The organism is Jiangella mangrovi (assembly GCF_014204975.1).
In the GTDB taxonomy this organism is placed as follows: Bacteria; Actinomycetota; Actinomycetes; order Jiangellales; family Jiangellaceae; genus Jiangella; species Jiangella mangrovi.
In genome coordinates this window covers 1,651,209-1,676,697 of the sequence record NZ_JACHMM010000001.1, presented here as the reverse complement: position 1 = coordinate 1,676,697, position 25,489 = coordinate 1,651,209, and the positions used below count along the sequence as shown (strand labels likewise).

The following is a 25,489-nucleotide window of genomic DNA, read 5'->3' as shown; positions in this document are numbered from 1 at the left end:
GGAGACCGCTATGACGGTACGGACTACGCGTCAGCGGGCAGTCACAGCTCTGACGGCGACGATGTGCGCCGTGCTCGTCGCCGGCCTCGCGGCCTGCGGGTCCGACGGCGACTCCGCCGGCGCCGAGGGTGGCGACGGTGACGTCTCGCTGCGGATCGCCTGGTCCGGCTCGGACGAGCGCAACACCCGCACGCAGGATGCCCTCGACCTGTTCATGGAGCAGAACCCGAACGTCGACATCAGCGTCGAGTACACCACCGCGACGAACTTCTGGGACCGGCTGACCACACAGGTCGCCGGGGGCAACGCCCCGGACATCATCCAGATGTCCGGCCAGGTGCTCTCGCAGTACGCGACCAGCGACGTGCTGCTCGACCTCGGCCCGTTCGTCGACGACGGCACCATCGACGTCGAGGGCTGGGAGGAGGAGCCGCTCGAGGCACAGACCATCGACGGCACGCTCTACGGCATCCCGCCGGGCCTCGACGGCCACGCGCTCGTCTACGACGCCACGAAGCTGCAGGAGCTGGGCATCGAGCCGCCCAGCGAGACGTGGACCTGGTCCGAGTTCGGCGACCTCGCCCGCGAGATCGCGGCGGCCGGCGGCGAGGGCTACTACGGCACCGAGGACGGCGGCCCGCAGTACGAGGTGCTGCAGTCCTTCCTCAACCAGCGCGGCAAGCAGCTGTTCGAGGGCAACGAGCTCGGCTTCGAGGCGCAGGACGTCAAGGACCTGTGGCAGTTCTGGGGCGATCTGCGCGAGGACGGCGCCGCGGTGCCGGCCGACCTGCAGACCGCGCAGGGCGCCAACCCCGAGAACTCCGGCGTCGTCCAGGGCTACGCGGCCATGGACTTCACCACGTCGAGCCAGTACACGAACTTCGTCGGCCTGAGCCAGGGCGAGGTCGGCATGGCGACCTACCCGTTCGGCGACGACGGCGAGCCTGGTCAGGTCTGGCGGGCCGGCATGGCCTGGAGCATCACGCGGACCAGCGCCAACGCCGAGACGGCGGCGAAGCTCATCGACTTCCTGGTCAACGACTCCGAGGCGGGCGCGCTGCTGCAGACCACCCGCGGCGTGCCGGCGTCCCCGGCCATCCGCGAGGAGGTCCTGGGGACCGTCGACGAGACCGAGCAGCGCTCGTTCGAGCACCTCGAGACCGTGCAGTCCTTCGACGCCCAGGTGACGCCGGTGCTGCCGACCGGGTTCGGCGACTTCAACGACCTCTACCAGCGGGTGTACTACGAGTACGCGTTCGGCCGCATGAGCCTGGACGAGGCCGTCGACCAGTTCATGAGCGAAGCGCCGGGACTCCTCGGCTGATGTCCGCCGTCGCGACACGAGGCCGGGTCGAGAGCCCGCCGGAGCGGCCCCGCCGCGCCGGCGGGCGCCGGTTCCGGATCAGCGAGAACGTGGCGGGGTACCTGTTCCTGTCGCCCTGGCTGGTCGGGCTGTTCGTCATCGTCATCGGCCCGATGATCGCCTCGCTGTACCTGTCCTTCACCGAGTACAACCCGCTGACGTCGCCGACGTGGATCGGGCTGGACAACTACGTCCGGATGTTCACCGACGACCCGCGCTTCATCGCGTCGGTCAAGGTCACGCTGATCTACGTCGTGGTTTCGGTGCCGCTGCAGCTGGCGTTCGCGCTGTTCCTGGCCATGGTGCTGGACAAGGGGCTGCGCGGGCTCTCGTTCTACCGATCGGTGTACTACCTGCCGTCGCTGCTCGGCTCGTCGGTGGCCATCGCGATCCTGTGGCGGCGGGTGTTCAGCGGCGACGGCCTGGTGAACGGGTTCCTCGGCGTCTTCGGCATCGAGGGCCGGAGCTGGATCTCCGAGCCCGCGACCGCCGTGTACACGCTGGTCGCGCTGAGCGTGTGGACGTTCGGCGCGCCCATGGTGATCTTCCTGGCCGGGCTGCGGCAGATCCCGGACATGTACTACGAGGCGGCCTCGGTCGACGGCGCCGGCCGGGTGCGGCGGTTCTTCTCGATCACCGTGCCGCTGCTGACGCCGGTCATCTTCTTCAACCTGATCCTGCAGATGATCGGCGCGTTCCAGGCGTTCACGCCGGCGTTCGTGGTCAGCGACGGCACGGGCGGGCCGGTCGACTCCACGCTCTTCTACACGCTGTACCTGTACCAGGAGGGCTTCGCCAGCTTCCGCATGGGCTACGCGTCGGCCATGGCCTGGGTGCTGTTCGTGGTCATCGCCCTGTTCACGGCGCTGAACTTCGCCGCCTCGAAGTACTGGGTGTTCTACGGAGACGAGCGATGAGCGCGGCGACGACGCTGACGGGACGCCCGTCGCGGGCGAGGCGGCTGCTCAAGCACGTGGCGCTGGTGGCGTTCGGGCTGCTGCTGCTCTACCCGCTGATCTGGATGCTGTCGAGCTCGTTCAAGCCGACGGAGCTGATCTTCAGCGACTCGGGGCTGTGGCCGAGCGCCTTCACGCTGGCGAACTACACCGACGGCTGGAACGCGCTGCGGATCCCGTTCTCGACGTTCTTCCTCAACTCGTTCATCGTGGCGATCGGGTCGATCGTCGGGAACCTGGTGGCCTGCTCGCTCGCGGCGTACGCGTTCGCGCGGCTGAACTTCCGGTTCCGGCGGTTCTGGTTCGCGATCATGCTCGCGACGATCATGCTGCCGCAGCACGTGGTGCTGATCCCGCAGTACGTCCTGTTCTCGGAGCTGAACTGGATCGACACGTTCCTGCCGCTGATCGTGCCGAAGTTCCTGGCCACGGACGCGTTCTTCATCTTCCTCATGGTGCAGTTCATCCGGACGCTGCCGCGTGAGCTCGACGACGCCGCGAAGATCGACGGCTGCGGCTGGTGGGGCATCTACTGGCGGGTGATCCTGCCGCTGACCATGCCGGCGCTGGCCACCACGGCGATCTTCACGTTCATCTGGACGTGGAACGACTTCCTGTCGCCGCTGATCTACCTGTCGACGCCGGACAACTACACCGTCCCGCTGGCGCTGCGCGCGTTCATGGATGCCGAGGGCGAGTCGTCGTGGGGGCCGCTGTTCGCGATGTCGATCCTCTCGCTCGGCCCGATCTTCGGGTTCTTCCTCGCCGCGCAGAAGTACCTCGTCCGCGGGGTCGCGACCACGGGGCTGAAATGACCGCCACCCACCCCCAAGAGGAGCAGCTCATGCCGCTGACCATCGGGCGCGTGGTCCTGGGCACCATGACGTTCGGCGCCCAGGTCGACGAGGCCGGCGCCACCGAGATGGTGCGGGCCGCCCGCGAGGCCGGGGTGACGATGTTCGACACCTCGAACAACTACCAGGGCGGTGCGTCCGAGGAGATCCTCGGCCGCGCGGTGAAGCCGTTCCGCGACGAGGTCCTGCTGGCCACGAAGGTCGGCAGCCACGTCGAGCAGACCGACGAGTCGCTCAAGGGACTGGGCCGGGCGGCGCTGACGAAGGCCGTCGAGGCCAGCCTGCGCCGCCTCGGCACCGACCACATCGACGTCTACTACCTGCACCGGCCCGACTACCACACGCCCATCGAGGAGACCCTCGAGACGCTGGACGGCCTCGTGGCCGCCGGCAAGATCCGCCACGTCGGCCAGTCCAACTTCGCCGCCTGGCAGATCACCGAGGCGCTGCTGCTCGCCCGGGCGAACGGCTGGCCCGAGCCGCTGGTCTCGCAGCCGATGTACAACCTCGTCGGCCGGCGCATCGAGGCCGAGTACGCCGCCTGCGCGGAGCACTTCGGGCTCACGAACATCGTCTACAACCCGCTGGCCGGCGGCCTGCTCACCGGCAAGCACCGCATCGACCGGGCCCCGGAGCCGGGCACCCGGTTCAGCCGCGAGGTCTACCGCGACCGGTACTGGAACGGCCCGCTGTTCGACGCCGTCGACCGGCTGGCCGGGGTCGCCGACGCCGCCGGCATCACGCTGGTCGAGCTGGCGCTGCGCTGGGTGGCGCACCGGCCGCTGACCAGCGCGGTGCTGCTCGGGGCGTCCCGGCTCCAGCAGCTCGAGGCGAACCTGCGGGCGATCGACGGCGGACCCCTGGACGACGCCACGGCGGCGGCGTGCGACGAGGTCTGGGCGGACGTGGGTGGCGCCGCGCCGCTCTACAACCGGTGAGGAGACACCGATGAAGATCACGGACATTCGCGCGACGACGGTGGCGATCCCGCTCGAGGCGCCGCTGCGGCACGCCAACGGCGGGCACTGGGGCCGGTTCGTGCGCACCATCGTCGAGGTCGACACCGACGAGGGCCTGACGGGGCTGGGCGAGATGCGCGGCGCCGGCAAGGCGACCGAGGACGCGTTCCGCGGGCTGCTGCCGTACCTGCAGGGCCACGACCCGTTCGACCTCGAGGCGATGCGGTTCAAGCTGCTCAACCCGACCGCCGCGCTGTACGGCAACCGCACCCACCTGCACGCGGCTCTGGAGTTCGCCTGCATCGACCTCATGGGCAAGGCGCTCGGCCTGCCCGCCTCGCAGCTGCTCGGGGGCAGGCTGCGCGACCGGGTGGAGTTCGGGTCGTACCTGTTCTTCCGCTACCCGAACGAGGACGGCTCCGGCGAGGTCCGCACCGCCGAGCAGCTGGCGGCGCACACGCTGGACCTCAAGGAGCGCTTCGGCTTCCGCACCCACAAGCTCAAGGGCGGGGTCTTCCACCCCGACTACGAGCGCGACGCCTACGAGGCGGTGGCCGAGGCCGCGCCGGAGGACGGGCTGCGCTACGACCCGAACTCGGTGCTCAGCGTCGAGGAGTCGATCCGGTTCGCCCGCGGCATCGAGCACCTGCGCAACGACTACTTCGAGGACCCGACCTGGGGCCTCAACGGCATGCGCCGGGTCCGCGAGGCCATCAACATCCCGACCGCCACGAACACCGTCGTCGTGAACTTCGAGCAGCTGGCGGCCAACGTGCTGCAGCCGGCGGTCGACGTCATCCTGCTCGACACCACGTTCTGGGGCGGCATCCGGCCGTGCGTCAAGGCGGCCGGGGTGTGCGAGACGTTCCAGCTCAGCGTGGCGATGCACTCGTCGGGCGAGCTGGGCATCGGCCTCGCGACCATGCTGCACCTCGGCGCGGTGCTGCCGGCGCTGCCGTTCGCCGTCGACACCCACTACCACCACCTGGCCGACGACGTCATCGTCGGCGGCAAGATGACCTACGAGAACGGCACCATCGCCGTCCCCGACGGGCCCGGGCTCGGCATCGAGCTCGACCCGGACAAGATGGCGAAGTACGCCGAGCTGTTCCAGAAGGTCGGCAACTACACCTACGACCGCGACCCGGCCCGGCCCGACTGGTACCCGCTGATCCCGAACGAGCGGTGGGCCGACCCCGCATGACGGAGGCCGACCCGATCCCGCTCGACGTCCTGCGGGCGCACTGTGCCGCCGTGCTGGGCGCGACCGGGCTGCCGGCGGCGACGGCGGACCTGGTGGCCGGCTCGCTCGTCGATGCCGAGGCGCGCGGCGTCGGCTCGCACGGCGTGGTCCGGCTGCGGGTCTACGCGTCGCGGCTGCGCTCCGGCGCCGTGGACCCGCTGGCGGTCCCGGTGGTCGAGCGCGACGGCGCCGCCGCCCGGGTCGACGCCCGCAACGCCGTCGGGCAGCTCGGTGCGCTGACGGGGCTGGAGGCGGCGGTCGCCCTGGCCGGCGAGCACGGCGTCGGGGTGGCGGGCGTGCGCGACTCGAACCACTGCGGCACGCTCGCCTTCCTGACCCGGCGCGCGGCGGCCGAGGGGTACGCCGTCGTCGCCCTCTCGAACGCACCCCCGACCATGACCTACCACGGCGGCCGCGGCCGCGCCGTCGGCACCAACCCGCTGAGCATCGCCGTCCCGCGCGACGACGGCCCGCCGCTGGTGCTCGACATCGCGACCAGCGCCACCGCCCGCGGCAAGGTGATCGTCGCCGAGCAGCAGGGCCGGGCGATCCCGCCGGGCTGGGCCGTCGACACCGAGGGCCGCCCGACCACGGAGGCCACCGCCGCGCTGGCCGGCGCGATGCTGCCGTTCGCCGGGCCGAAGGGGTCGGGCCTGGCGATGATGATCGAGCTGCTGTGCGGCGGGCTGGTGGCCGGGGTGACCGGCCACTCCCTGGGCGACATGTACCTGCATCCGGATCGCCCGCAAGGGGTCAGCCACCTGTTCCTCGCCCTCGACCCGGACCGCTGGCGGGGACGGGCCGCGTTCGCCGCGCACGTCGAGGGGTTCGCCCGCGAAGTGCACGACCTCCCGCCGGCCGACGGTGTCGAGCGCGTCCTGCTGCCGGGCGAGGTCGAGGACGCCGCACTGGCCGCCGCCGAGCGCGACGGGGTGCGGCTGTCCGCCGCCGCCCGTGCCGAGCTGGACGCCGTCGCCGCCGACTTCGGACTGCCGGACCGCCTGCCCGCCCTCACGGAAGTGGAGTGACCATGCCCGTCGACTGCCCGATCCACCCGGCCACCCCACTCCCACCCACCGAGCTGGTCGACCGGCTCACCAAGCTCGCGACGTCACTGGTCTCCGACGTGTTCGGCCGCTGGGCCGGCGCGCCCGGGCTGCTTCCCGTCGCCGGGCTCACGACCGGCCAGGTGGTGGCCGGGCCGGCGCTGACGGTGCGCACCCGGCCGGGCGACAACCTCGTCGTGCACAAGGCGCTCGACCTGGCCCGGCCCGGCGAGGTGCTGGTGGTGGCGGGCGGCGGGCAGACCGACCGGGCGGTGCTCGGCGGGCTCATGGGCCAGTACGCCACGACCCGCGGGCTGGCCGCCCTCGTCGTCGACGGCGCTGTGCGCGACCAGGCCGACCTCGCCGCGCTGGCGCCGCCGGTGTTCGCGACCGGCGTGAGCCACCTCGGCCCGTACAAGGACGGCCCCGGGGAACTGCGCTGCCCGGTCGCGCTGGCGGGGGTGGCGGTGGCCGACGGCGACCTCGTCATCGGCGACGCGGACGGCATCGCGGTCATCCCGCGGGCGCGGGCCGAAGAGATCGTCGCGCTGGCCGAGGAGAAGCGGTCGGCCGAGGAGGCGGAGCGGCGGGCGATCGAGGCCGGGACCTGGGACCGCGCCTGGATCGACGCCGCGCTGCGGATGGTGGAGCTGCCGTGACGCGTTATGGATCAACATCCGGAACACACGATACTGTTCTCGGAAGACCAAACGGGCCGTCGTCGCAGATGAAGGGGGTTGATCCGGCCGTGACGTCGCTGCAGCCCATCGAGACCGTCCAGCTGGGCGACCGCGCCTTCGAGTCCATCCGCGAGGCCATCGTCCGCACCGAGCTGCCCCCCGGCGCGCCGGTCAAGGACCGCGAGCTCGCCGATCTGCTCGGCCTGAGCCGCACCCCGGTCCGCGAGGCGCTGCACCGGCTCGAGGCGGCCGGCCTGCTGACCCCGCGCGGCCGCGGCGGCTGGGTGGTCACCCCGTTCTCCGAGCAGGACGTGCACGAGCTGTTCGAGCTGCGCCGCCGGCTCGAGCCCGCCGGGCTGGACCGCCTCGAGGAGGAGCCCGACGACGACGCCATCGAGCGCATCGCCACCTTCTTCGACGGCTACCAGCACCCGATCCTGCCCGACCGGTTCGACGACTACTTCGGCCACGACCACTCGTTCCACACGTTCCTGGTCGCGTGCAGCAAGAACGTGCGGCTCCAGGGGTTCTACACCGTCATCGAGAACCACATCGTCCGCGGCCGGCACTACCTCTCGTCCGGGGTGCCGCTGCGTGTCGACGACACCCTCGACGAGCACACCGGCATCGCCGAGGCGGTGGGCCAACGCGACTTCGAGCTGGCCCGGCAGCGGCTGCTGGCGCACCTGCGCACCGGCGAGGCGCGCATGACCGAGCAGCTGCGTCAGAAGCTCGCAGGCGGCGGCTGAGGGCCGGCGGCTGACGGCTGACGGCGTCAGGTCACCCTGATGCGGGCCAGCTGCCGCGACTGCGCGACCAGGGCGCCGTCGGCGTCGTAGACCTCGGCCTCCTCGTCGAACCAGCCGTCGCGGACCAGCCGGCCGCGCAGGTGCACCGTCAGCCAGCCCGGCGCCGGCAGGCTGCGGGTCAGCACCGTCAGCTGGACGGTGGGCGCCCAGCCCAGCCGGCCGAGGCCGAAGACCGTCGGCGGCAGGGAGTCGACCGCCAGGGCCAGCACGACGGGGTCGGGCTGGGTGCCGTCGGCCAGCCGGACGTGGCCGCGCATGGAGAGCTGGCCGGCCGGGCGGCCGGAGAACCAGCCCAGGGTCTGCGGGTCCAGCCGCAGGTCGACGTGCTCGAGCAGGCCGACGTGGGTGCCGTCGGGAAGGTCGACGACGGCGCGGATGCACTCGTCGACCGGCGCCACGGGCTCGGGCGGCGGGCCGACCCACTCGACCGGTGAGGTGCGCGACAGCGTGCTGGTGGTGATGGTGGCCTCGACCCGCGGCTGGTCGTCCTGGACCAGCGTCGCGCGCAGCGTCTCGATGGTGCGGCCGGTGCGGACGACCTCGACCTTCACCTCGGCCGGGCCGGCCGTGGGCGGGGCCACGAAGTGCGCGTTGGTGCTCACCGGATGCGGGTGGGCGGACTCGCCGAGGGCGGCGCGCAGGATCAGCGCGAGCAGGTAGCCGCCGTTGGGCACCTCGCCCACCGACCAGGTCCCGTCGATGTCGACGCTGTGCAGACCAGGGGACACTCGGCGCGTGGCCGACGCTTCGTCGAAGTCAGGCACGGGTCAAGACCCTATGCGACTCCGCGCGGCGCCGACAGGCCCGGGGCGCGACGACCGCCGGTCATGTCCCTGTCACAGGGGTTCTTTCGATTCGTCCCGATATCCGATAGCCTGCGGCGGTTCTCGGGGGAGGGTGCACAATCACGAAGGAGAACCCTTGTCCAGCCATGTCCGCCGGCGCTCCGTCAGCGCCGGTGTCGCGGCCGCGCTCGGCGCGGCCGTTCTGCTTTCCGGATCCGCCACCGCCGCCGACATCGAGACCGCCGACGCCGAGGCGAAGGCCGGCCGCTATCCGGAGGGCGACGTCCCCGGATACGGCGTCAACGTCTCCATCGGCGACGCCAGCACGCTGCTCATCGGCCTGCGCGCCGACGACGGCGCGGTGCTGAAGACGTACTGCGTCGAGCTGTCGGTGCCCATCGACGGCGCCGCCGAGATGATCGAGGTCCCGTGGGACGCCTATCCGGCGCCCGACGCCCCGTTCACCCAGAACGCCGACCACATCCTGTGGGTCCTGCAGCGCTCCTACCCGGTGCTGCCGGTGGCCGACATCGAGGCCGCGCTCGGTGACGTCGACTTCAACGACGGCCTCGACGAGCGCGAGGCGATCACCGCCACCCAGCTGGCCGTCTGGCACTACAGCGACGCGGCCGAGCCCGACCGCGACGACATCACGCACGCGGGCGGCGAGGTCGACGCCGACGTCCTGGCGCTCTACGACCACCTGACCGGCGACGACAACACCGGCATCGGCGAGCAGCCCGCGCCGGCCCTGGCGCTGGAGCCGGCGTCGGTCTCGGGTGAGGCCGGCACCGTCCTCGGGCCGTTCACCGTCAGCACCAACGCCGACACCGTCGACGTCACCGCGGAGCTCCCGGACGGCGTCGAGCTGGTCGACGGCGACGGCGCACCGCTGGGTGACCAGGTCGTCGACGGCGACACCATCGGCGTCGACGTCCCGGCCGACGCGCAGGCCGGCGACGCCACCGTGCGGCTGCGGGCCGAGGCGCACCTGAACATCGGCCGGCTGTTCGTCAGCGACACCGACGAGATCCGCAGCCAGTCGCTGATCCTGGCGCAGTCGGAGAAGACCGAGCTCGAGGTCGAGGGCACGGCCGACTGGACCGCCGCGCCGACGCCGACCCCGACGCCGTCGGACACCCCGTCCGAGACGCCGAGCGCGACCCCGACGCCGTCGCCCAGCGACACCCCGGACGAGGACCTGCCGGACACCGGTAGCTCGCCGACCGTGCTGCTGACGCTCGGCCTGGGTCTGGTCGCTGCGGCCGCGTTCCTGCTGCGCCGCCGGTTCAGCGGAGCCGCCGAGTAACGCAGAACACATCGCCGAGCCGCGCGGCGCGTCTGACGGGACGCACCGCGCGGCTCGCGTCGTGTGAGGTCAGCGCGCGACGGTTACTCGGACGGCAGAGGACTTGTGTGGTTGGTGCAGCGTCCAGGCGAGGAAGTTTGTCCGGAACGACGAGCCTTCCGGCCAGCCCCAGCGGGCAGGCTGACAGGAGGTGCTGCAGGATGGAGCCCCACCTGCCGCCTCGATGCACCCGTCCGACCCCGGATCTGGGTACCGTGGCGGTAGCGAGGTCGTGACTCCGGTCACGGTCATGCACCGCGGCGAGGATGAGGACCCACCCGTAGTCCTCACCCACGCCGCCGGTGGTCACGAGGAGCAGGCTCCCGCGGCAATCCTGCGGAGCCGACGACGTGAAGGAGACACATGACTGTCGAGACGGCGGCCGGGGCCACCCCGCCCGAACCCGAGCTCGTCCAGCTGCTCACCCCCGAGGGACTGCGGGTCCCGAACGAGCACTACGACGCCCTCATCGCCGACATCACCGGCGACGACGTCCGGGCCATGTACCGCGACCTGGTGCTGGGCCGCCGCGTCGACGGCGAGGCCGTCGCGCTGCAGCGCCAGGGCGAGCTGGGCCTCTGGGCCAGCCTGCTGGGCCAGGAGGCCGCCCAGGTCGGGTCCGCCCGCGCACTGCGCGCCCAGGACCACGTCTTCCCGACGTACCGCGAGCATGCGGTCGCCTTCTGCCGCGGCGTCGACCCGGTCAAGCTGCTGGCGCTGTTCCGCGGCGTCGACCAGGGCAGCTGGGACGCCGCCGAGACGAACTTCCACCTCTACACGATCGTCATCGGCGCGCAGACGCTGCACGCCACCGGCTACGCCATGGGCATCCAGCGCGACGGCGCCATCGGCACGGGCGACCCCGACCGCGACGCCGCCGTCATCGCCTACTTCGGCGACGGCGCCACCAGCCAGGGCGACGTCAACGAGGCGTTCATCTGGGCCAGCGTCACCAACGCCCCCGTCGTGTTCTTCTGCCAGAACAACCAGTGGGCCATCTCCGAGCCGCTGGAGCGCCAGACCCGGGTGCCGCTGTACCGCCGTGCCGCCGGCTTCGGCTTCCCGGGCGTCCGTGTCGACGGCAACGACGTGCTGGCCTGCCTAGCCGTCACCCGCGAGGCACTGCAGCGGGCCCGCGACGGCGAGGGCCCCACGCTGGTCGAGGCGTTCACCTACCGCATGGGCGCTCACACCACCACCGACGACCCCACCCGCTACCGCCTCAACGCCGAGCTCGAGCACTGGAAGCTCAAGGACCCCATCGAGCGGGTCAAGGCGTTCATGGTCCGCGGCGACCTCGCCGACCAGGCGTTCTTCGACGGCGTCGAGGCCGAGGCCGAGGAGCTGGCCGTGCACCTGCGCGCCGCCTGCCGGGCCCTGCCCGACCCCACGCCGACCTCGATCTTCGACCACGTCTACGTCGAGCCCACGCCCGACCTCGTCGCCCAGCGCGAGTCCATGACGACCTACCTGGACAGCTTCGCCGAGGAGGTGGCCCGATGACCGACCAGCCGACGGGCGTGCAGAAGCTCAACATCATCAAGGCCATCAACGCGGGCCTGCGCCGGTCCATGGAGCACGACGCCAAGGTCCTGGTCATGGGCGAGGACGTCGGCAAGCTCGGCGGCGTCTTCCGCGTCACCGACGGCCTGCAGAAGGACTTCGGCGAGGACCGCGTCATCGACACCCCGCTCGCGGAGTCCGGCATCATCGGCACCGCGGTCGGGCTGGCGCTGCGCGGCTACCGCCCGGTCTGCGAGATCCAGTTCGACGGCTTCGTCTACCCGGGCTACGACCAGATCGTCAACCAGGTCGCGAAGATGCACTTCCGCTCCGGCGGCCGGCTGCGACTGCCCATGGTCATCCGCATTCCCTACGGCGGCAGCATCGGCGCCGTCGAGCACCACAGCGAGAGCCCCGAGGCCTACTTCGCCCACACGCCGGGCCTCAAGGTGGTCACCTGCTCCAACCCGCTCGACGCGTACTGGATGATCCAGCAGGCCATCCGGCTCGACGACCCCGTGGTCTTCTTCGAGCCGAAGCGGCGCTACTACGAGAAGGCCGAGGTGGACATGGATGCCCGAGACGGCATTCTGCCGCTCGAGTCCGCCCGCGTGGCGCTGCCCGGCACGGACGCCACGGTGGCGGCCTACGGCCCCATGGTGAAGACGTGCCTCGACGCCGCGGCCGCCGCCGCCGACGACGGCCGGTCGCTCGAGGTCATCGACCTGCGCACGCTGTCGCCGCTGGACCTGCGCGCGGTGTACGACTCCGTCCGCCGCACCGGCCGGCTGGTCGTGGTGCACGAGGCGCAGCGCACGCTCGGCGTGGGCGCCGAGGTGGCGGCCCGGGTCACCGAGGAGTGCTTCTACTCCCTCGAGGCGCCGGTCCAGCGCGTCACCGGCTACGACACCCCGTATCCGCCGGCGCGGGTCGAGGAGGAGTACCTCCCCGACCTCGACCGCGTGCTCGACGCCGTCGACCGCACGTTCGCCTTCTGAGGAGGTCTGCATGAGTGTGTCGCAGTTCAACCTCCCCGACGTCGGCGAGGGGCTGACCGAGGCGGAGATCGTGTCCTGGAAGGTCAAGCCCGGCGACCACGTCAAGGTCAACGACGTCATCGTCGAGATCGAGACGGCCAAGTCGCTGGTCGAGCTTCCCTGCCCGTTCGCCGGCGTGGTCGAGACGCTGCTGGTCGACGAGGGCACGACGGTCGACGTCGGCACCCCGATCATCGCGGTGCGGACGGGGTCCGAACCGGCCGCCGCGGAGCCCGCCGTGGGGGGTGGCGCCGAGGACATGGTTCCGACGCCGCCGGTGCCCGAGGCCGAGCCCGAGGCGGAGCGGCAGGCCGTCCTCGTCGGCTACGGCCCGCGCACGACGGCGGCGAAGCGGCGGGCGCGCAAGACGGCGGAACCGCCGGCTGCCCCCGTCGCACCCGCTCCGGTGGCGACCCCCATGGAACCCGAGCCCGAACCCGTCGTCGCCCGGGGCCCGGTGCTGGCCAAGCCGCCGGTGCGCAAGCTCGCCAAGGACCTCGGTGTCGACCTCGCCACCGTCATGCCCACGGGGCCCAACGGCACCATCTCGCGCGACGACGTGCAGACCGCGGCCGCCGCGCCCGAGCCCGCCGCGGCGCCGAGCGTGACGCCGCCGGGCAACGGCTGGGACGGCCTGGCGCGGCAGGAGCGGGTCGCGATCCGCTCGGTCCGCAAGGCGACGGCGAAGGCCGTCACCACGTCGGCGTTCACGGCGCCGCACGTCACCGAGTTCGTCACCGTCGACGTCACCCGCACCATGAAGCTGGTCGAGCGGCTGCGCGACTCCCGCGAGTTCCGCGACGTCCGGCTGTCGCCGCTGGCGGTGCTGGCCAAGGCGGTCTGCATCGCCGCACGCCGCACGCCCGACGTCAACGCCCGCTGGGACGAGGCGGCGGGCGAGATCGTCCTGCAGCGCTACGTGAACCTCGGCATCGCCGCGGCCACGCCGCGCGGGCTGGTCGTGCCGAACGTCAAGGACGCCGACCGGCTGCCACTGCGCGAGCTGGCCGTGGCCATCAACCAGCTGGCCGCCACGGCGCGCGAGGGCAGGACACCGCCCGAGGACATGCTCGGCGGCACCATCTCCATCACCAACGTCGGCGTCTTCGGCGTCGACACCGGCACGCCGATCCTGCCGCCGGGCGAGGCGGCCATCGTCGCGTTCGGCGCGGTGCGCAAGCAGCCGTGGGTGCACAAGGACAAGGTGCGCCCGCGCTGGGTCACCACGCTCGCGCTCTCCTTCGACCACCGGCTGGTCGACGGCGAGCAGGGGTCGCGGTTCCTGGCCGACCTCGCGGCGCTGCTCGAGGACCCGGGCAACGCCCTGGTCTGGGGCTGACGCCCGGCGGACTGCTCAGGGGCGGGCCAGGAGGACGCTGATCCCCTGGCCCACCCCGATGCACATGGTGGCCAGCGCGTGCCGCGACCCGCGCCGCTGCAGCTCCAGGGCCGCCGACAGCGCGATGCGGGCGCCGCTCATGCCCAGCGGGTGCCCCAGGGCGATGGCGCCGCCGTTGGGGTTCACGTGCTCGGCGTCGTCGGGCAGCCCGAGCAGCCGCAGGCACGCCAGCGACTGGGCGGCGAACGCCTCGTTGAGCTCGACGTTGCCGACGTCGGCCAGCGCGACGCCGGCGCGGGTGAGCAGCTTGCGGGTGGCCGGCACCGGGCCGAGGCCCATGACCCGCGGCTCGACGCCGGCGGTGGCCGCGCCGGTGATGCGCGCCAGCGGCTCCATGCCGTGTCGCTCGACGGCGGCGGCGCTCATGACCAGCAGGGCGGCCGCGCCGTCGTTGACACCGGAGGCGTTGCCGGCGGTGACGGTGCCGTCGGGGCGCACGACCGGCCGCAGCTTCGCCAGCGCCTCGAGCGAGGTGTCGCGCGGGTGCTCGTCGAGGTCGACGACGACGGCGTCGGCGCGCTTGCGGGGCACGGTGACGGGGACGATCTCTGCCGCGAGCTCCTTGCGGTGGGCCGCGGCGCGCTGCTGGCTGCGCAGGGCGAACGCGTCCTGGTCGGCCCGGCCGACGCCGTGCTCGGCGGCGACGTTCTCGGCCGTCTCGGGCATGGCGTCGGTGCCGTACGCGGCCTCGAGCGCCGGGTTCACGAACCGCCAGCCGATGGTGGAGTCGTAGACCTGCGCGTTGCCGCGGTCGAACGCGACCTGCGCCTTGGGCAGCACGAACGGTGCCCGCGACATCGACTCGACCCCGCCGGCCACGACGACGTCGGCCTCACCCGTGCGCACCGTCCGGGCGGCGTAGGCCAGCGCGTCCAGGCCGGAGCCGCACAGCCGGTTCACCGTGACGCCCGGCACCGACGGCGGGTAGCCCGCCAGCAGCACGGCCATGCGGGCGACGTTGCGGTTGTCCTCGCCGGCCTGGTTCACGCAGCCGAGCACGACCTCGTCGATGACGTCGGCCGGGACCGACGGGTGGCGGACCAGCAGCTCGCGCAGCACGTGGGCGGCGAGGTCGTCCGGCCGCACCGCCGACAGCGCGCCGCCGTAGCGCCCGATGGGGGTGCGGACGCCGCCGACCAGGAACGCCTCGGTCATGTCTCCTCCTCGCCGGGCACGAGCGTGCCGGGGATCTCGCGGGATCGCCCGCGGAACTCCGCGATGACCGCCTCGTCGGGATCGACCCGCCGGACGGTGACGTCGTAGAGCCCGCTGCGGCCGTTGCGATGACGCTCCTGGGCCGTGGCCACCAGCAGGTCGCCCTCGCGGGCCGGCGCCAGGAACGTGATGTCGGCGCCCTGTGCCACGGTGGAGCGGTTGTAGGAGTTGCAGGCGAACGCGAACGCGGAGTCGGCCAGGGTGAAGATCAGGCCGCCGTGGCAGATGCCGTGGCCGTTCACCATGTCGGCCCGCACCCGCATGCTCACCTCGGCCCGGCCGGGCCCGACCGACTCGAGGGTCATCCCCAGCGCCTGCGACGCGGCGTCGCCGGCCCACATCGCGTCCGCGGCCCGCCTGGCCAGCGTCGCCCCGCCGTCGCCGGCACGGTCGCGCAGCTGCGGCGACACCCGGTAGCGGCCCGGGTCGTCGGCGGCGGCCAGCGCGTCCAGCATCCCGGCCACCCAGTCCCAGCCGAGTCGCTCGCCCCACGCGAAGGGGCCGCGCGGGTAGTTCACCCCCAGGCGCATCGCGGTGTCGACGTCCTCGGCCGTGGCCACGCCGGAGTCGACGGCGTCGGCGGCCGCGGCGGCGAGCGTGGCCACCGTGCGGGCGACCACCAGCCCGGGGACGTCCGGCAGCACCGTGACGGCGTGACCGAGCCTCTGCAGGAACCCGACGGCGGCCTCGACGTGCTCCTTCGGCGCCTGCTCGGGAGCCGCCAGGCCGACCCGCGCCGGGGTCGCGTCGAGCGCCAGGTCGACCAGCACGACGGTGCGCGGGCCGCCGCCGGTGTGCTGCGCCGCCGTCCGGCCGTCGGTGAGCCGCAGCTCGACGTCGCCGTCGTCGATACGCCACCCCGGCGTCGACGGGTCGAACCCGCCGGCACCGGTCCACGGTGCCGACGTGCCCGTTCCCGCGACCGGGTCGGCCGTCGACGGCGCGGGGGGCGGCTCGTCGTCGGCGTAGATGCCGCCGCCGGTCTTGCGGCCCAGCCGGCCGTCGGCGACCAGGCGCTCCTGCAGCACCGACGGCGTGAACCGCGGGTCGCGGCCGAACGCCTCCCACACCGACCGGCTGACCGCGAGGTTGACGTCGTGGCCGATGAGGTCGGCGAGCTCGAACGGGCCCATGCGGAAGCCGCCGGACTCGCGCAGCAGCGCGTCGACGGTCGCGGCGTCCACCGAGCCCGCCTCCAGCAGCCGGAACGCCTCGCCGTAGAACGGCCGGGCGACCCGGTTGACGATGAACCCCGGCGTCGATGCCGCCCGTACCGGGGTCTTGCCCCAGGCGGTCGCCGTCGCGACCAGCAGGTCCGCGACGCCTGCGTCGGTGCGGGCGCCGCTGACCACCTCGACCAGCGCCAGCACCGGCGCGGGGTTGAAGAAGTGCAGGCCCGCGACCCGGCCGGGCAGCGCGAGCGACTCGGCGACGGCGTCGACGGACAGCGACGACGTGTTGGTCGCGAGGATCGCGTCGGGGCCGCAGACCGCCTCGAGCCCGGCGAACAGCGCCCGCTTGACCTCGAGGTCCTCGACGACCGCCTCGACGACGAGGCCGCAGCCGGCCAAGTCCTCCAGGGTGTCGACGGCGCGCAGCCGGGTCGCGGCGTCCTCGGCCTCCTCCTGGAGCAGCCGGCCCTTGTCGACCGCGCGGGCCAGCCGGGCGAACGTGGCCTCGACGGCGGCCGCGGCGGCGCCGTCGACCGCGTCGTACACCCGCACCTCGTGCCCGGCGACCGCGGCCACCTGGGCGATGCCGGCGCCCATGGTCCCGGCGCCGACGACGCCGACGGGCACGGAACGGGCGATCGCGTCCATAGGAACGAGTCTCTCCCCTCATGGACGGGCGGCGGGTCGTTGTGACAGAGTGGAAGCAACTGTGCGTCAGTCTGTCACATTCTGTGGAGGTCCTGCGATGGCGCTGGGTGTTCTGATCGATCGGCACCGCGACCTCCTCGGCAAGGCCGAGGCGGCGATCCGCGACCGCGCCTTCTTCTCCGCCTATCCGGAGTCGCCCAGCCCCCGTGTCTACGGCGAGACCGCGGCCGCCGACGGGCTCGCCGCCTTCGAGGCCTGGCGGGGCGCGGACTTCCCGCTCGAGACGCCCGGCGCCGACGGCACCGTCGCCACCGAGGTCAGCCCGTTCGGCCCGGAGCTCGGCATCCGCTACCCGCGGGTGCCGGCCACCGACGAGGCCGTGACGACGCTGCTCACCGCCGCGCAGGCCGCGATGCCGGCCTGGCGTGACGCCGGCGCCGACGCCCGCGCCGCGGTCTGCCTCGAGGCGCTGTCGCGGCTGCACGCGCGCATCTTCGAGCTGGCTCAGGCCGTCATGCACACGTCCGGCCAGGCGTTCGTCATGGCCTTTCAGGCCGGTGGCGCGCACGCGTTGGACCGCGCGCTCGAGGCGGTCGCCTACGCCCACGCCGAGCAGGCCCGTGTCCCCGGCAGCGTGCTCTGGGAGAAGCCGGCCAAGGGCGAGCCGCTGCGCATGGAGAAGACCTTCCACGTGGTGCCGCGCGGCGTCGCGCTGGTCGTCGGCTGCAACACGTTCCCCACGTGGAACTCGTGGCCCGGGCTGTTCGCGTCGTTGGCCACCGGCAACGCCGTCGTCGTCAAACCGCACCCGAACGCCGTCCTGCCACTGGCCGTCACGGTGCAGGCGGTCCGCGAGGTGCTCGGCGAGTACGGCTTCGACCCGAGCCTCGTCACGCTCGCCGCCGAGGACCCGGCCGACCGGCTGGCCGCCGTCCTCGCCGTTCGGCCCGAGGTCCGCATCATCGACTTCACCGGCTCGACGGCCTTCGGCGACTGGCTCGAGGACCACGCCCGCCAGGCCGTCGTGTTCACCGAGAAGGCCGGGCTGAACACCGTCGTCGTCGACTCCACCGACGACCTCCGGGGCCTCGTGGGCAACCTCGCGTTCTCGCTCAGCCTCTACACCGGGCAGATGTGCACCGCGCCGCAGAACGTGTTCGTGCCGCGCGACGGCGTGCTCACCGACCAGGGGAAGATCACCTTCGACGAGTTCGGCGCGGCCCTCGCGGGCGCCGTCGACAAACTGCTCGGCGACGACGCCCGCGCGGTCGAGATCCTGGGCGCCGTGGTCAACGACGGCGTGCGCGAGCGGGTCGACGCGCTGGCGGGCGACGGCGGCACGGTCCTCGCCGCGCGCACGCTGGCCCACCCGGCCTGGCCGGACGCCACCGTCCGCACGCCCGCCGTCGTCGCCGTCGACGTCGCCGACGAGGACCGCTACTCCGCCGAGTGCTTCGGTCCGGTCTCGTTCCTCATCGCCGCCGACTCCACGGCACAGGCGCTGGAGCGGTTCGCGTCGTCGGTCCGCGAGCACGGCGGCATGACGGCGTCGGTCTACTCCACCGATCCGGCCGTCCTGGACGCCGCGGAGCAGGCCGCGCTCGAGGCCGGCGTCCCGCTGTCGGTCAACCTCACCGGCGGGGTCTTCGTCAACCAGTCGGCGGCGTTCTCGGACTTCCACGGCACGGGGGCCAACCCGGCCGCGAACTCCTGCATCACCGACTCCGCGTTCGTCGCGTCGCGGTTCCGGGTGGTCGCCTCGCGCCGGCACGCCTGAGCCGTCCCGTGTCACATCTCACACCCACCAGTACGGCGTGACGTAATCGTTACGGCGAAGTTGCCGATGGGCTCTTGCAATTTTCGAGCGTAAACGTTTTCGTTCATGCACTGGGATTCGAGCGGCAGGTGCTCGGACCGATCCCTTCTGGGAGGGAGACAGACACATGGCGATGAGCAGCGCCCGCAAGGGCTGGGCGGCTGTCGGCCTCGCTGCAAGCGTGTCGCTCGTCCTGGCCGCTTGTGGCGGCGACGACGACGGCGGCGACGACACCGCTGGGGGCGGTGAGACCAGCGGAGGCGGTGGCGACTGCGCCTTCGCGGAGGACTTCACGGACCTCGACGGCACCACGGTGACCGTCTACAGCACCATCGTGGCGCCGGAGGACGCGCCGCTCGAGGCGTCCTTCGACGCGTTCGAGGAATGCACCGGCATGACCGTGGTCTACGAGGGCTCGGACGAGTTCGAGGCGCAGCTGCCGGTGCGCATCCAGGGCGGGTCGCCGCCCGACCTCGCGATCATCCCGCAGCCGGGGCTGCTGGCGACGCTGGTCCGCGACTACGACGCCGTCATCCCGGTGCCGGACGAGGCCCGGGCCAACGTCGAGGCCTCGTTCGACCCCGCGTGGATCGACTACGGCACCGTGGACGGCGAGTACTACGGCACGCCGTTCGGCGCCAACGTCAAGTCCTTCGTCTGGTACTCGCCGTCGGCGTTCGCCGACGCGGGCTACGAGATCCCCGAGACCTGGGGCGACCTGATCGCGCTCTCGGACCAGATCGTGGCCGACGGCGGCATTCCGTGGTGCGCCGGCTTCGGCTCCGGCGACGCCACCGGCTGGCCGGGCACCGACTGGGTCGAGGAGGTCATGCTGCGTACCGCCGGCATCGACGCCTACCGGCAGTGGTACCAGCACGAGATCCCCTTCAACGACCCGCAGGTGGTCGAGGCGTTCGACACCGTGGGCGAGATCCTCAAGAACGACCAGTACGTCAACGGCGGCCTGGGCGACGTGTCCAGCATCGCCACCACGCGGTTCGAGGACGGCGGCCTGCCGATCCTGCAGGGCAACTGCTGGATGCACCGTCAGGCCTCGTTCTACCAGGCCAACTGGGGCGAGGGCGTCGAGGTGGCCGAGGACGGCGACGTCTACGCGTTCTACCTGCCGGGCATCGACCCCGAGCAGGGCAACCCGGTCCTGGGCGGCGGCGAGTTCGTGGCCGCGTTCACGGAGCGTCCGGAGGTCCAGGCCTTCCAGACGTACCTGTCCACCGACCACTGGCACGCCGAGCGCGCCAGCAAGGGCAACTTCGTCTCGGCCAACCGGACCGTTCCGGTCGACGCGTACGACAGCCCGGTCAACCAGCTGTCGGCCGAGATCATCGCCGACCCCGAGGCGGTGTTCGGGTTCGACGCGTCCGACCTGATGCCGGCCGAGGTCGGGACCGTCGCGTTCTGGACCGGCATGGTCAACTGGATCACCGGCGCCAGTACGCAGGAAACGGTCGACGCCATCGAGAACGCCTGGCCGTAACGGGTGCGGTGTGGGCGGGCGGGGATCATCCCGCTCGCCCACACCGGCCTGAGCGCCCCTGACCTCCGCATCGAGGTGGTGACACGTGGACAATTCCGAGAAGCTCCTGCAGATGGTCCTGGCGATCGCCTTGTTCGGCGCGCTGATGGGCCTGATCCTGCTGCTCACCGGCCGGGTCCGGAAGCGCGCGGACCTCTGGCAGTCGCTGGCCTTCGTGCTGCCAGCCCTGCTGCTCCTGTCGGTCGGCCTGATCTATCCGGCGATCCGGACCACCTACCAGTCGTTCTTCGACCGCGCCGGCGAGTTCGTGGGTGGCGACAACTACCAGTTCGTCTTCACCAACGACGCGATGATCACGGTGCTGCGCAACACCGCGATCTGGGTGTTCCTGACGCCGCTCCTGTCGACGTTCATCGGGCTGGTGTACGCCGTCCTGGTCGACCGCAGCCGGGTCGAGGCGGCCGCGAAAGCCGTCATCTTCCTGCCGATGGCCATCTCGCTCGTGGGCGCCTCGATCATCTGGAAGTTCGTCTACGAGTACCGGCCGGACCAGCAGGGCATCGAGCAGATCGGCCTGCTGAACCAAGTGCTCGTCTGGCTCGGCGCGGAGCCACGGCAGTTCCTCATCGGCGAGCCGTGGAACACGCTGTTCCTCATCGTCATCATGGTGTGGGTCCAGGCCGGCTTCGCCATGACCGTGCTGTCCGCGGCCATCAAGGCGATCCCGTCCGACATCACCGAGGCGGCCCAGCTCGACGGGCTGACCGGGGTGCGGATGTTCCGCTACATCACGGTGCCGAGCATCCGGCCGGCGCTGGTGGTGGTGCTGACGACCATCGCGATCGGCACGCTCAAGGTCTTCGACATCGTCCGCACCATGACCGGCGGCCAGTTCGGGACCAGCGTCATCTCCTACGAGTTCTACACGCAGGGCTTCCGCACCCTGAACACCGGCGTCGCGTCGTCCATGGCCGTGATCCTGTTCGTGCTGGTGGTGCCGATCGTCGTGTACAACGTCCGGCAGATGCGAAAGGCGGAGTACCGATGAGCGCCGTCATCCCGACCCCCGCCGTCCAGGAGGAGCTCGCACAGGGCGAGCCCGCCACCATCTCGGGCCGGGCGAAGAAGCGGCTGACGTCGCGCTGGGCCTCGCTGGCCGCGCTGATCGTGGCCGTGCTCTGGACCATCCCGACGTTCGGCCTGCTGCTGACGTCGTTCCGGCCGGAGCAGTCGCTGAAGACCACCGGTTGGTGGACCTGGTTCACCAACCCGGAGCTGACCCTCGCCAACTACGACGAGGTGCTCTACGGTCAGACGGCGCTGTCGACGTACTTCATCAACTCGATCGTCATCACGATCCCGTCGGTGGTCATCCCGGTGTTCCTGGCCTGCCTCGCGGCGTACGGGTTCGCGTGGATGCGGTTCCCGTACCGCGACACGATCTTCGTCGCCGTGTTCGCGCTGCAGATCGTGCCGCTGCAGATCGCGCTGATCCCGCTGCTGCGGATGTACGTCGACAGCGGCATCCACGGCGGGGGCTCGTTCTGGCCGCTGTGGATCTCGCACACGATCTTCGCGCTGCCGCTGGCGATCTTCCTGCTGCACAACTTCTTCAAGGAGGTCCCGGCGGAGCTGGTCGAGGCGGCCCGCGTCGACGGCGCCGGCCACGTCACCATCTTCATGCGGATCATGCTGCCGCTGGTGACACCGGCCATCGCCGCGTTCGGCATCTTCCAGTTCCTCTGGGTCTGGAACGACCTGCTGGTGGCGGTCACCATGGTCGGCGGCACCCGCGACGTGGCGCCGCTGACGGCCCGCATCGCCGAGCTGTCCGGCAGCCAGGGCACGGAGTGGCATCTGCTGACGGCGGGCGCGTTCATCTCGATCGTCATCCCGGTGATCGTGTTCCTCTCGCTCCAGCGCTACTTCGTCCGAGGACTGCTCGCAGGTAGCGTCAAGGGGTGACCCTGGACCCGTCTGCGGCGGAGAGACCTGTGCGATGACCGGAATCGTCGACGTCGCGGCCCGCGCCGGGGTGTCGGTGGCGACGGTGTCGCGGGCGCTGCGGGGGCTGCCGGGGGTGTCCGCCACCACGCGGCAGCTCGTGCAGGACATCGCGGCCGAGCTGGGCTACGTCGCGTCGCCCAGCGCGGCCGGCCTGCCCACCGGCCGCACCGGCGCCGTCGCCGTCGTGTCCCCGGTGGCCCGCGGCTGGTACTTCACCGCCGTGCTCGAAGGGGCTCAGGAGGTGCTGGCGCAGCACGGCTACGACGTGCTCCGCTACGACCTCTCCGAGGTCGAGACCAACCGGCGCAAGGTCTTCGACACCCAGCTGCTGCGCAAGCGCGCCGACGGCCTGCTCATCATGAGCCTGCCGCTCGACACCGACGAGGTGGCGGCGCTGCACGCCATGCACCGGCCGGTCATGGTGGTCGGGCCCATCGTGCCGGGCATCTCCTCGGTCCGCGTCGACGACGTCGAGGTGGGCCGGCAGGCCACCCGGCACCTGGTCGAGCTCGGCCACCGGGTCATCGCGTTCGCCGGCGGCGACCCCGACGACCACCTCGGCTTCCCCGTCTCGCCGGAGCGCAGGCTGGGCTACCTCGAGGTGCTCCGCTCGGCCGGCGTCGAGCCCGACCCGCGGCTGTCCGTCCCGGCCAAGTTCACCGTCGAGGCGGGCATCGCCGCGTACGCCGAGCTGGCCGCCCGCGACGTCATGCCGACGGCGGTGTTCGCGGTCTCCGACGAGGTCGCCATGGGCATCATCTACGCGGCGCGGCAGGACGGCGTGCGGGTGCCCGAGGACCTCTCTGTCATCGGGGTCGACGACCACGACCTGTCCTGGCTGTTCGGGCTGAGCACCGTCGCGCAGGACGTCCGCGAGGAGGGCCGGCTGGCGGCGGCCGCGTTGGTCGACCGGCTGCGCTCCGGCGTCGACACCGAGCCGTCGGTGATCACCGTCGCGACGAAGTTGATCGCACGGACCAGCACGGCGGCCGTGCGTACGTAGTTGCGTAGGTAGTGCGGTTCTCTCCGCCGGATCGGCGTGATAGGCAGGAAAGGTGACAGAGCCCACGCCGGAGACCCCGGACACTCCACCCACCCCGTTCCACGATCTGGACGCCTACGTGGCACTGCCGCGCACCGGCGGGTTGACGCTGTCACCCGACGGCACCCGGCTGGTGACCGCGGTGTCCACCCTCAACCCCGACAGGACCCGTTACGTCACCGCGCTCTGGGACGTCGACCCCGCGGGCGAGCGCCCGGCCCGGCGGCTGACCCGCAGTGCCAAGGGCGAGAGCGGCGCCGCCTTCCTGCCCGACGGCTCGCTGCTGTTCGGCTCCGCCCGCCCCGACCCCGCCGTGTCCGGAGACACTGCGGACGACTCCGTTCCTCTGTTGTGGCTGCTCCCGGCCGACGGCGGTGAGGCGCGGGTCGTCGCCCAGCGGCCCGGCGGTCTCGGCGGCGTGGTCGTCGCGCGCGAGTCCGGCACCGTCGTCGTCGCCTCCAGCACGTTCCCGTCGTCCACCGACGTCGAGTCGGAGGAGAAGCGGCGCAAGGAGCGCAAGGAGAAGAAGGTCGCCGCCATCCTGCACGAGCGGTACCCGGTCCGGTACTGGGATCACGACCTCGGCCCCGACGCACCGCGGCTGTTCGCCGGCAGGCTGCAGGACGGCGAGTCCCCGCTCGACGACCCCGCGGTCGAGCTGCGCGACCTCACGCCCGACGCCGGCCGGTCGCTGGACTCCGCCGGCTACGACGTCAGCCCCGACGGCAGCACCGTGGTCTCGGTGTGGAACAAGCCCGAGCGCGGCGGCTTCCGCCAGGTCCTGGTGGCCGTCGACGTCGCGACCGGCGAGCGCCGCATCCTCGCCGACGTCGACGACCACGAGTTCGACGCGCCGAAGTTCAGCCCCGACGGCGCGACGGTGGCCGCCATTCAGGGCAAGCGGTCGACGCCCACGGAGCCGGTCGACCAGGAGCTCGTCCTCGTCACGCTCGCCGACGGCGCCATCCGCTCGCTCACCGCCGACTGGGACCGCTGGCCGGGCGCGCCCGTGTGGACGCCCGACGGCGCCGCGATCCTCTTCTCCGCCGACGACGACGGCCGCGCCCCGGTGTTCCGCATCGACGTCGCGAGCGGCTCGATCACCCAGCTCACGGCCGACGACTACGCCTACTCCGACCTCGTCGTCTCGCCCGACGGCCGGACCGCCTACGCGCTGCGCACGTCCTACCTCGAGCCGCCGCGGCCGGTCCGGCTGTCGGCGACGGAGGCCGGCCAGCAGTCGTCGCCGCTGCCGGCCCCGGCGCCCGTGCCCGTGCTGCCCGGCACCCTGACCGAGGTCGAGACCACCGCGGCCGACGGCGTGCGGGTGCGGTCCTGGCTGGCGCTGCCCGAGGGCGCGTCGGCCACCAGCCCGGCGCCGCTGCTGCTGTGGATCCACGGCGGCCCGCTCGGCTCGTGGAACGCCTGGTCGTGGCGGTGGAACCCGTGGCTGGCGGTCGCGCAGGGCTACGCCGTCCTGCTGCCCGATCCCGCGCTGTCCACCGGCTACGGCCTCGACTTCGTCCGCCGCGGCTGGGGCGCGTGGGGCAAGGCACCGTTCACCGACCTCATGGCCGCCACCGACGCAGCCGTCGCCCGCGACGACGTCGACGACACCCGCACCGCCGCCATGGGCGGCTCGTTCGGCGGCTACATGGCCAACTGGGTGGCCGGCAACACCGACCGCTTCGACGCCATCGTCACGCACGCCAGCCTGTGGGCCCTCGACCAGTTCGGCCCGACCACGGACGCCGCGTTCTACTGGGTCAAGGAGATGACGGCCGAGATGGCGGCGGCGAACTCGCCGCACCACCACGTCGACTCCATCACCACCCCCATGCTCGTCATCCACGGCGACCGCGACTACCGGGTGCCCATCGGCGAGGCGCTGCGGCTCTGGTTCGAGATCGCCTCCCGCGCCGAGGCCGAGGACGGCGAAATCCCGCACAAGTTCCTGTACTTCCCCGACGAGAACCACTGGATCCTCACCCCGCAGCACGCGAAGGTCTGGTACCAGACGGTGTTCGCCTTCCTGGCGCACCAGGTGCTGGGCAAGGACTGGGAGACGCCGGCGATCCTCACCTGACCGCCGGCGCCTCCGTGCCTGACCGA

21 protein-coding genes are annotated in these 25,489 nt (G+C 72.2%); 18 read left to right on the top strand and 3 right to left on the bottom strand.

Translation table 11 applies throughout. From position 1 onward, the window contains the following. The first annotated feature begins 10 nt into the window (after positions 1-10). The 8 genes from HD601_RS07780 (at position 11) to HD601_RS07745 (ending at position 7,850) form a co-directional block, all read left to right on the top strand. Positions 11-1,324, top strand: a complete 1,314-nt coding sequence (locus tag HD601_RS07780; protein ID WP_184820752.1) for an ABC transporter substrate-binding protein — start codon at positions 11-13, stop codon at positions 1,322-1,324. Beyond that, entirely contained in the window at positions 1,324-2,280 is a 957-nt protein-coding gene (locus HD601_RS07775) for a carbohydrate ABC transporter permease (RefSeq protein WP_184820750.1), read from the top strand. The genes HD601_RS07780 and HD601_RS07775 overlap by 1 nt, the downstream gene beginning before the upstream one ends. Next, positions 2,277-3,134, top strand: coding sequence for a carbohydrate ABC transporter permease (locus HD601_RS07770; protein ID WP_184820748.1), 858 nt, complete (start codon positions 2,277-2,279; stop codon positions 3,132-3,134). The genes HD601_RS07775 and HD601_RS07770 overlap by 4 nt, the downstream gene beginning before the upstream one ends. Continuing rightward, a complete protein-coding gene (locus tag HD601_RS07765; RefSeq protein ID WP_221440688.1) occupies positions 3,131-4,111 on the top strand; it encodes an aldo/keto reductase in 981 nt (326 codons plus the stop codon). Before HD601_RS07770 ends, HD601_RS07765 begins: the two co-directional genes overlap by 4 nt. A gap of 10 nt (positions 4,112-4,121) precedes the next feature. Next, the gene (locus HD601_RS07760; RefSeq protein WP_184820746.1) at positions 4,122-5,336 is read left to right on the top strand and encodes an enolase C-terminal domain-like protein; all 1,215 of its coding nucleotides are present in this window, start codon (positions 4,122-4,124) and stop codon (positions 5,334-5,336) included. Then, the gene (locus HD601_RS07755; RefSeq protein ID WP_184820745.1) at positions 5,333-6,403 is read left to right on the top strand and encodes an Ldh family oxidoreductase; all 1,071 of its coding nucleotides are present in this window, start codon (positions 5,333-5,335) and stop codon (positions 6,401-6,403) included. The genes HD601_RS07760 and HD601_RS07755 overlap by 4 nt, the downstream gene beginning before the upstream one ends. Before the next feature lie 2 nt (positions 6,404-6,405). After that, positions 6,406-7,080: an RraA family protein gene (locus HD601_RS07750; RefSeq protein WP_184820743.1), complete on the top strand. Its 675-nt coding sequence runs from the start codon at positions 6,406-6,408 to the stop codon at positions 7,078-7,080. Positions 7,081-7,169: 89 nt separating this feature from the next. Then, entirely contained in the window at positions 7,170-7,850 is a 681-nt protein-coding gene (locus tag HD601_RS07745) for an FCD domain-containing protein (RefSeq protein ID WP_184820741.1), read from the top strand. A 26-nt stretch (positions 7,851-7,876) separates the two neighbouring features. Here HD601_RS07745 and HD601_RS07740 read toward each other — a convergent pair whose 3' ends face one another. Next, positions 7,877-8,674 (bottom strand): acyl-CoA thioesterase domain-containing protein, encoded by a 798-nt coding sequence (locus HD601_RS07740; RefSeq protein WP_184820739.1) that lies wholly within the window; start codon positions 8,672-8,674, stop codon positions 7,877-7,879. A gap of 157 nt (positions 8,675-8,831) precedes the next feature. Between HD601_RS07740 and HD601_RS34650 the strand changes: the two genes are divergently transcribed. From HD601_RS34650 to HD601_RS07720, 4 genes are all read left to right on the top strand, one after another. After that, positions 8,832-10,004, top strand: a complete 1,173-nt coding sequence (locus tag HD601_RS34650; protein ID WP_184820737.1) for a thioester domain-containing protein — start codon at positions 8,832-8,834, stop codon at positions 10,002-10,004. Positions 10,005-10,406: 402 nt separating this feature from the next. Beyond that, the gene (gene pdhA, locus HD601_RS07730; RefSeq protein ID WP_184820735.1) at positions 10,407-11,546 is read left to right on the top strand and encodes a pyruvate dehydrogenase (acetyl-transferring) E1 component subunit alpha; all 1,140 of its coding nucleotides are present in this window, start codon (positions 10,407-10,409) and stop codon (positions 11,544-11,546) included. Next, the gene (locus tag HD601_RS07725) at positions 11,543-12,544 is read left to right on the top strand and encodes an alpha-ketoacid dehydrogenase subunit beta (protein ID WP_184820733.1); all 1,002 of its coding nucleotides are present in this window, start codon (positions 11,543-11,545) and stop codon (positions 12,542-12,544) included. Before pdhA ends, HD601_RS07725 begins: the two co-directional genes overlap by 4 nt. Before the next feature lie 10 nt (positions 12,545-12,554). Further along, positions 12,555-13,922 (top strand): dihydrolipoamide acetyltransferase family protein, encoded by a 1,368-nt coding sequence (locus tag HD601_RS07720; protein WP_184820731.1) that lies wholly within the window; start codon positions 12,555-12,557, stop codon positions 13,920-13,922. 15 nt (positions 13,923-13,937) lie between these two features. Here HD601_RS07720 and pcaF read toward each other — a convergent pair whose 3' ends face one another. Next, positions 13,938-15,137 (bottom strand): 3-oxoadipyl-CoA thiolase, encoded by a 1,200-nt coding sequence (pcaF, locus tag HD601_RS07715; RefSeq protein WP_184820729.1) that lies wholly within the window; start codon positions 15,135-15,137, stop codon positions 13,938-13,940. Then, a complete protein-coding gene (gene paaI / locus HD601_RS07710; RefSeq protein ID WP_184820727.1) occupies positions 15,134-17,017 on the bottom strand; it encodes a hydroxyphenylacetyl-CoA thioesterase PaaI in 1,884 nt (627 codons plus the stop codon). Before paaI ends, pcaF begins: the two co-directional genes overlap by 4 nt. A 97-nt stretch (positions 17,018-17,114) precedes the next feature. On the opposite strand from paaI, the gene paaN reads away from it, so the two are divergent. The 6 genes from paaN (at position 17,115) to HD601_RS07680 (ending at position 25,463) form a co-directional block, all read left to right on the top strand. Next, the gene (gene paaN / locus HD601_RS07705) at positions 17,115-18,794 is read left to right on the top strand and encodes a phenylacetic acid degradation protein PaaN (protein WP_184820726.1); all 1,680 of its coding nucleotides are present in this window, start codon (positions 17,115-17,117) and stop codon (positions 18,792-18,794) included. Positions 18,795-18,960: 166 nt separating this feature from the next. Further along, positions 18,961-20,328 (top strand): ABC transporter substrate-binding protein, encoded by a 1,368-nt coding sequence (locus HD601_RS07700; protein ID WP_184820724.1) that lies wholly within the window; start codon positions 18,961-18,963, stop codon positions 20,326-20,328. 112 nt (positions 20,329-20,440) lie between these two features. Further along, positions 20,441-21,376 carry an ABC transporter permease subunit gene (locus HD601_RS07695; protein WP_184829577.1) on the top strand — a complete coding sequence of 312 codons (936 nt, stop codon included), beginning with the start codon at positions 20,441-20,443 and terminating at the stop codon, positions 21,374-21,376. After that, positions 21,373-22,293, top strand: coding sequence for a carbohydrate ABC transporter permease (locus HD601_RS07690; RefSeq protein ID WP_184820722.1), 921 nt, complete (start codon positions 21,373-21,375; stop codon positions 22,291-22,293). The genes HD601_RS07695 and HD601_RS07690 overlap by 4 nt, the downstream gene beginning before the upstream one ends. A gap of 34 nt (positions 22,294-22,327) precedes the next feature. After that, positions 22,328-23,338, top strand: a complete 1,011-nt coding sequence (locus tag HD601_RS07685; protein ID WP_184820720.1) for a LacI family DNA-binding transcriptional regulator — start codon at positions 22,328-22,330, stop codon at positions 23,336-23,338. Positions 23,339-23,390: 52 nt separating this feature from the next. After that, entirely contained in the window at positions 23,391-25,463 is a 2,073-nt protein-coding gene (locus tag HD601_RS07680) for an alpha/beta fold hydrolase (protein ID WP_184820718.1), read from the top strand. Positions 25,464-25,489: the final 26 nt, after the last annotated feature.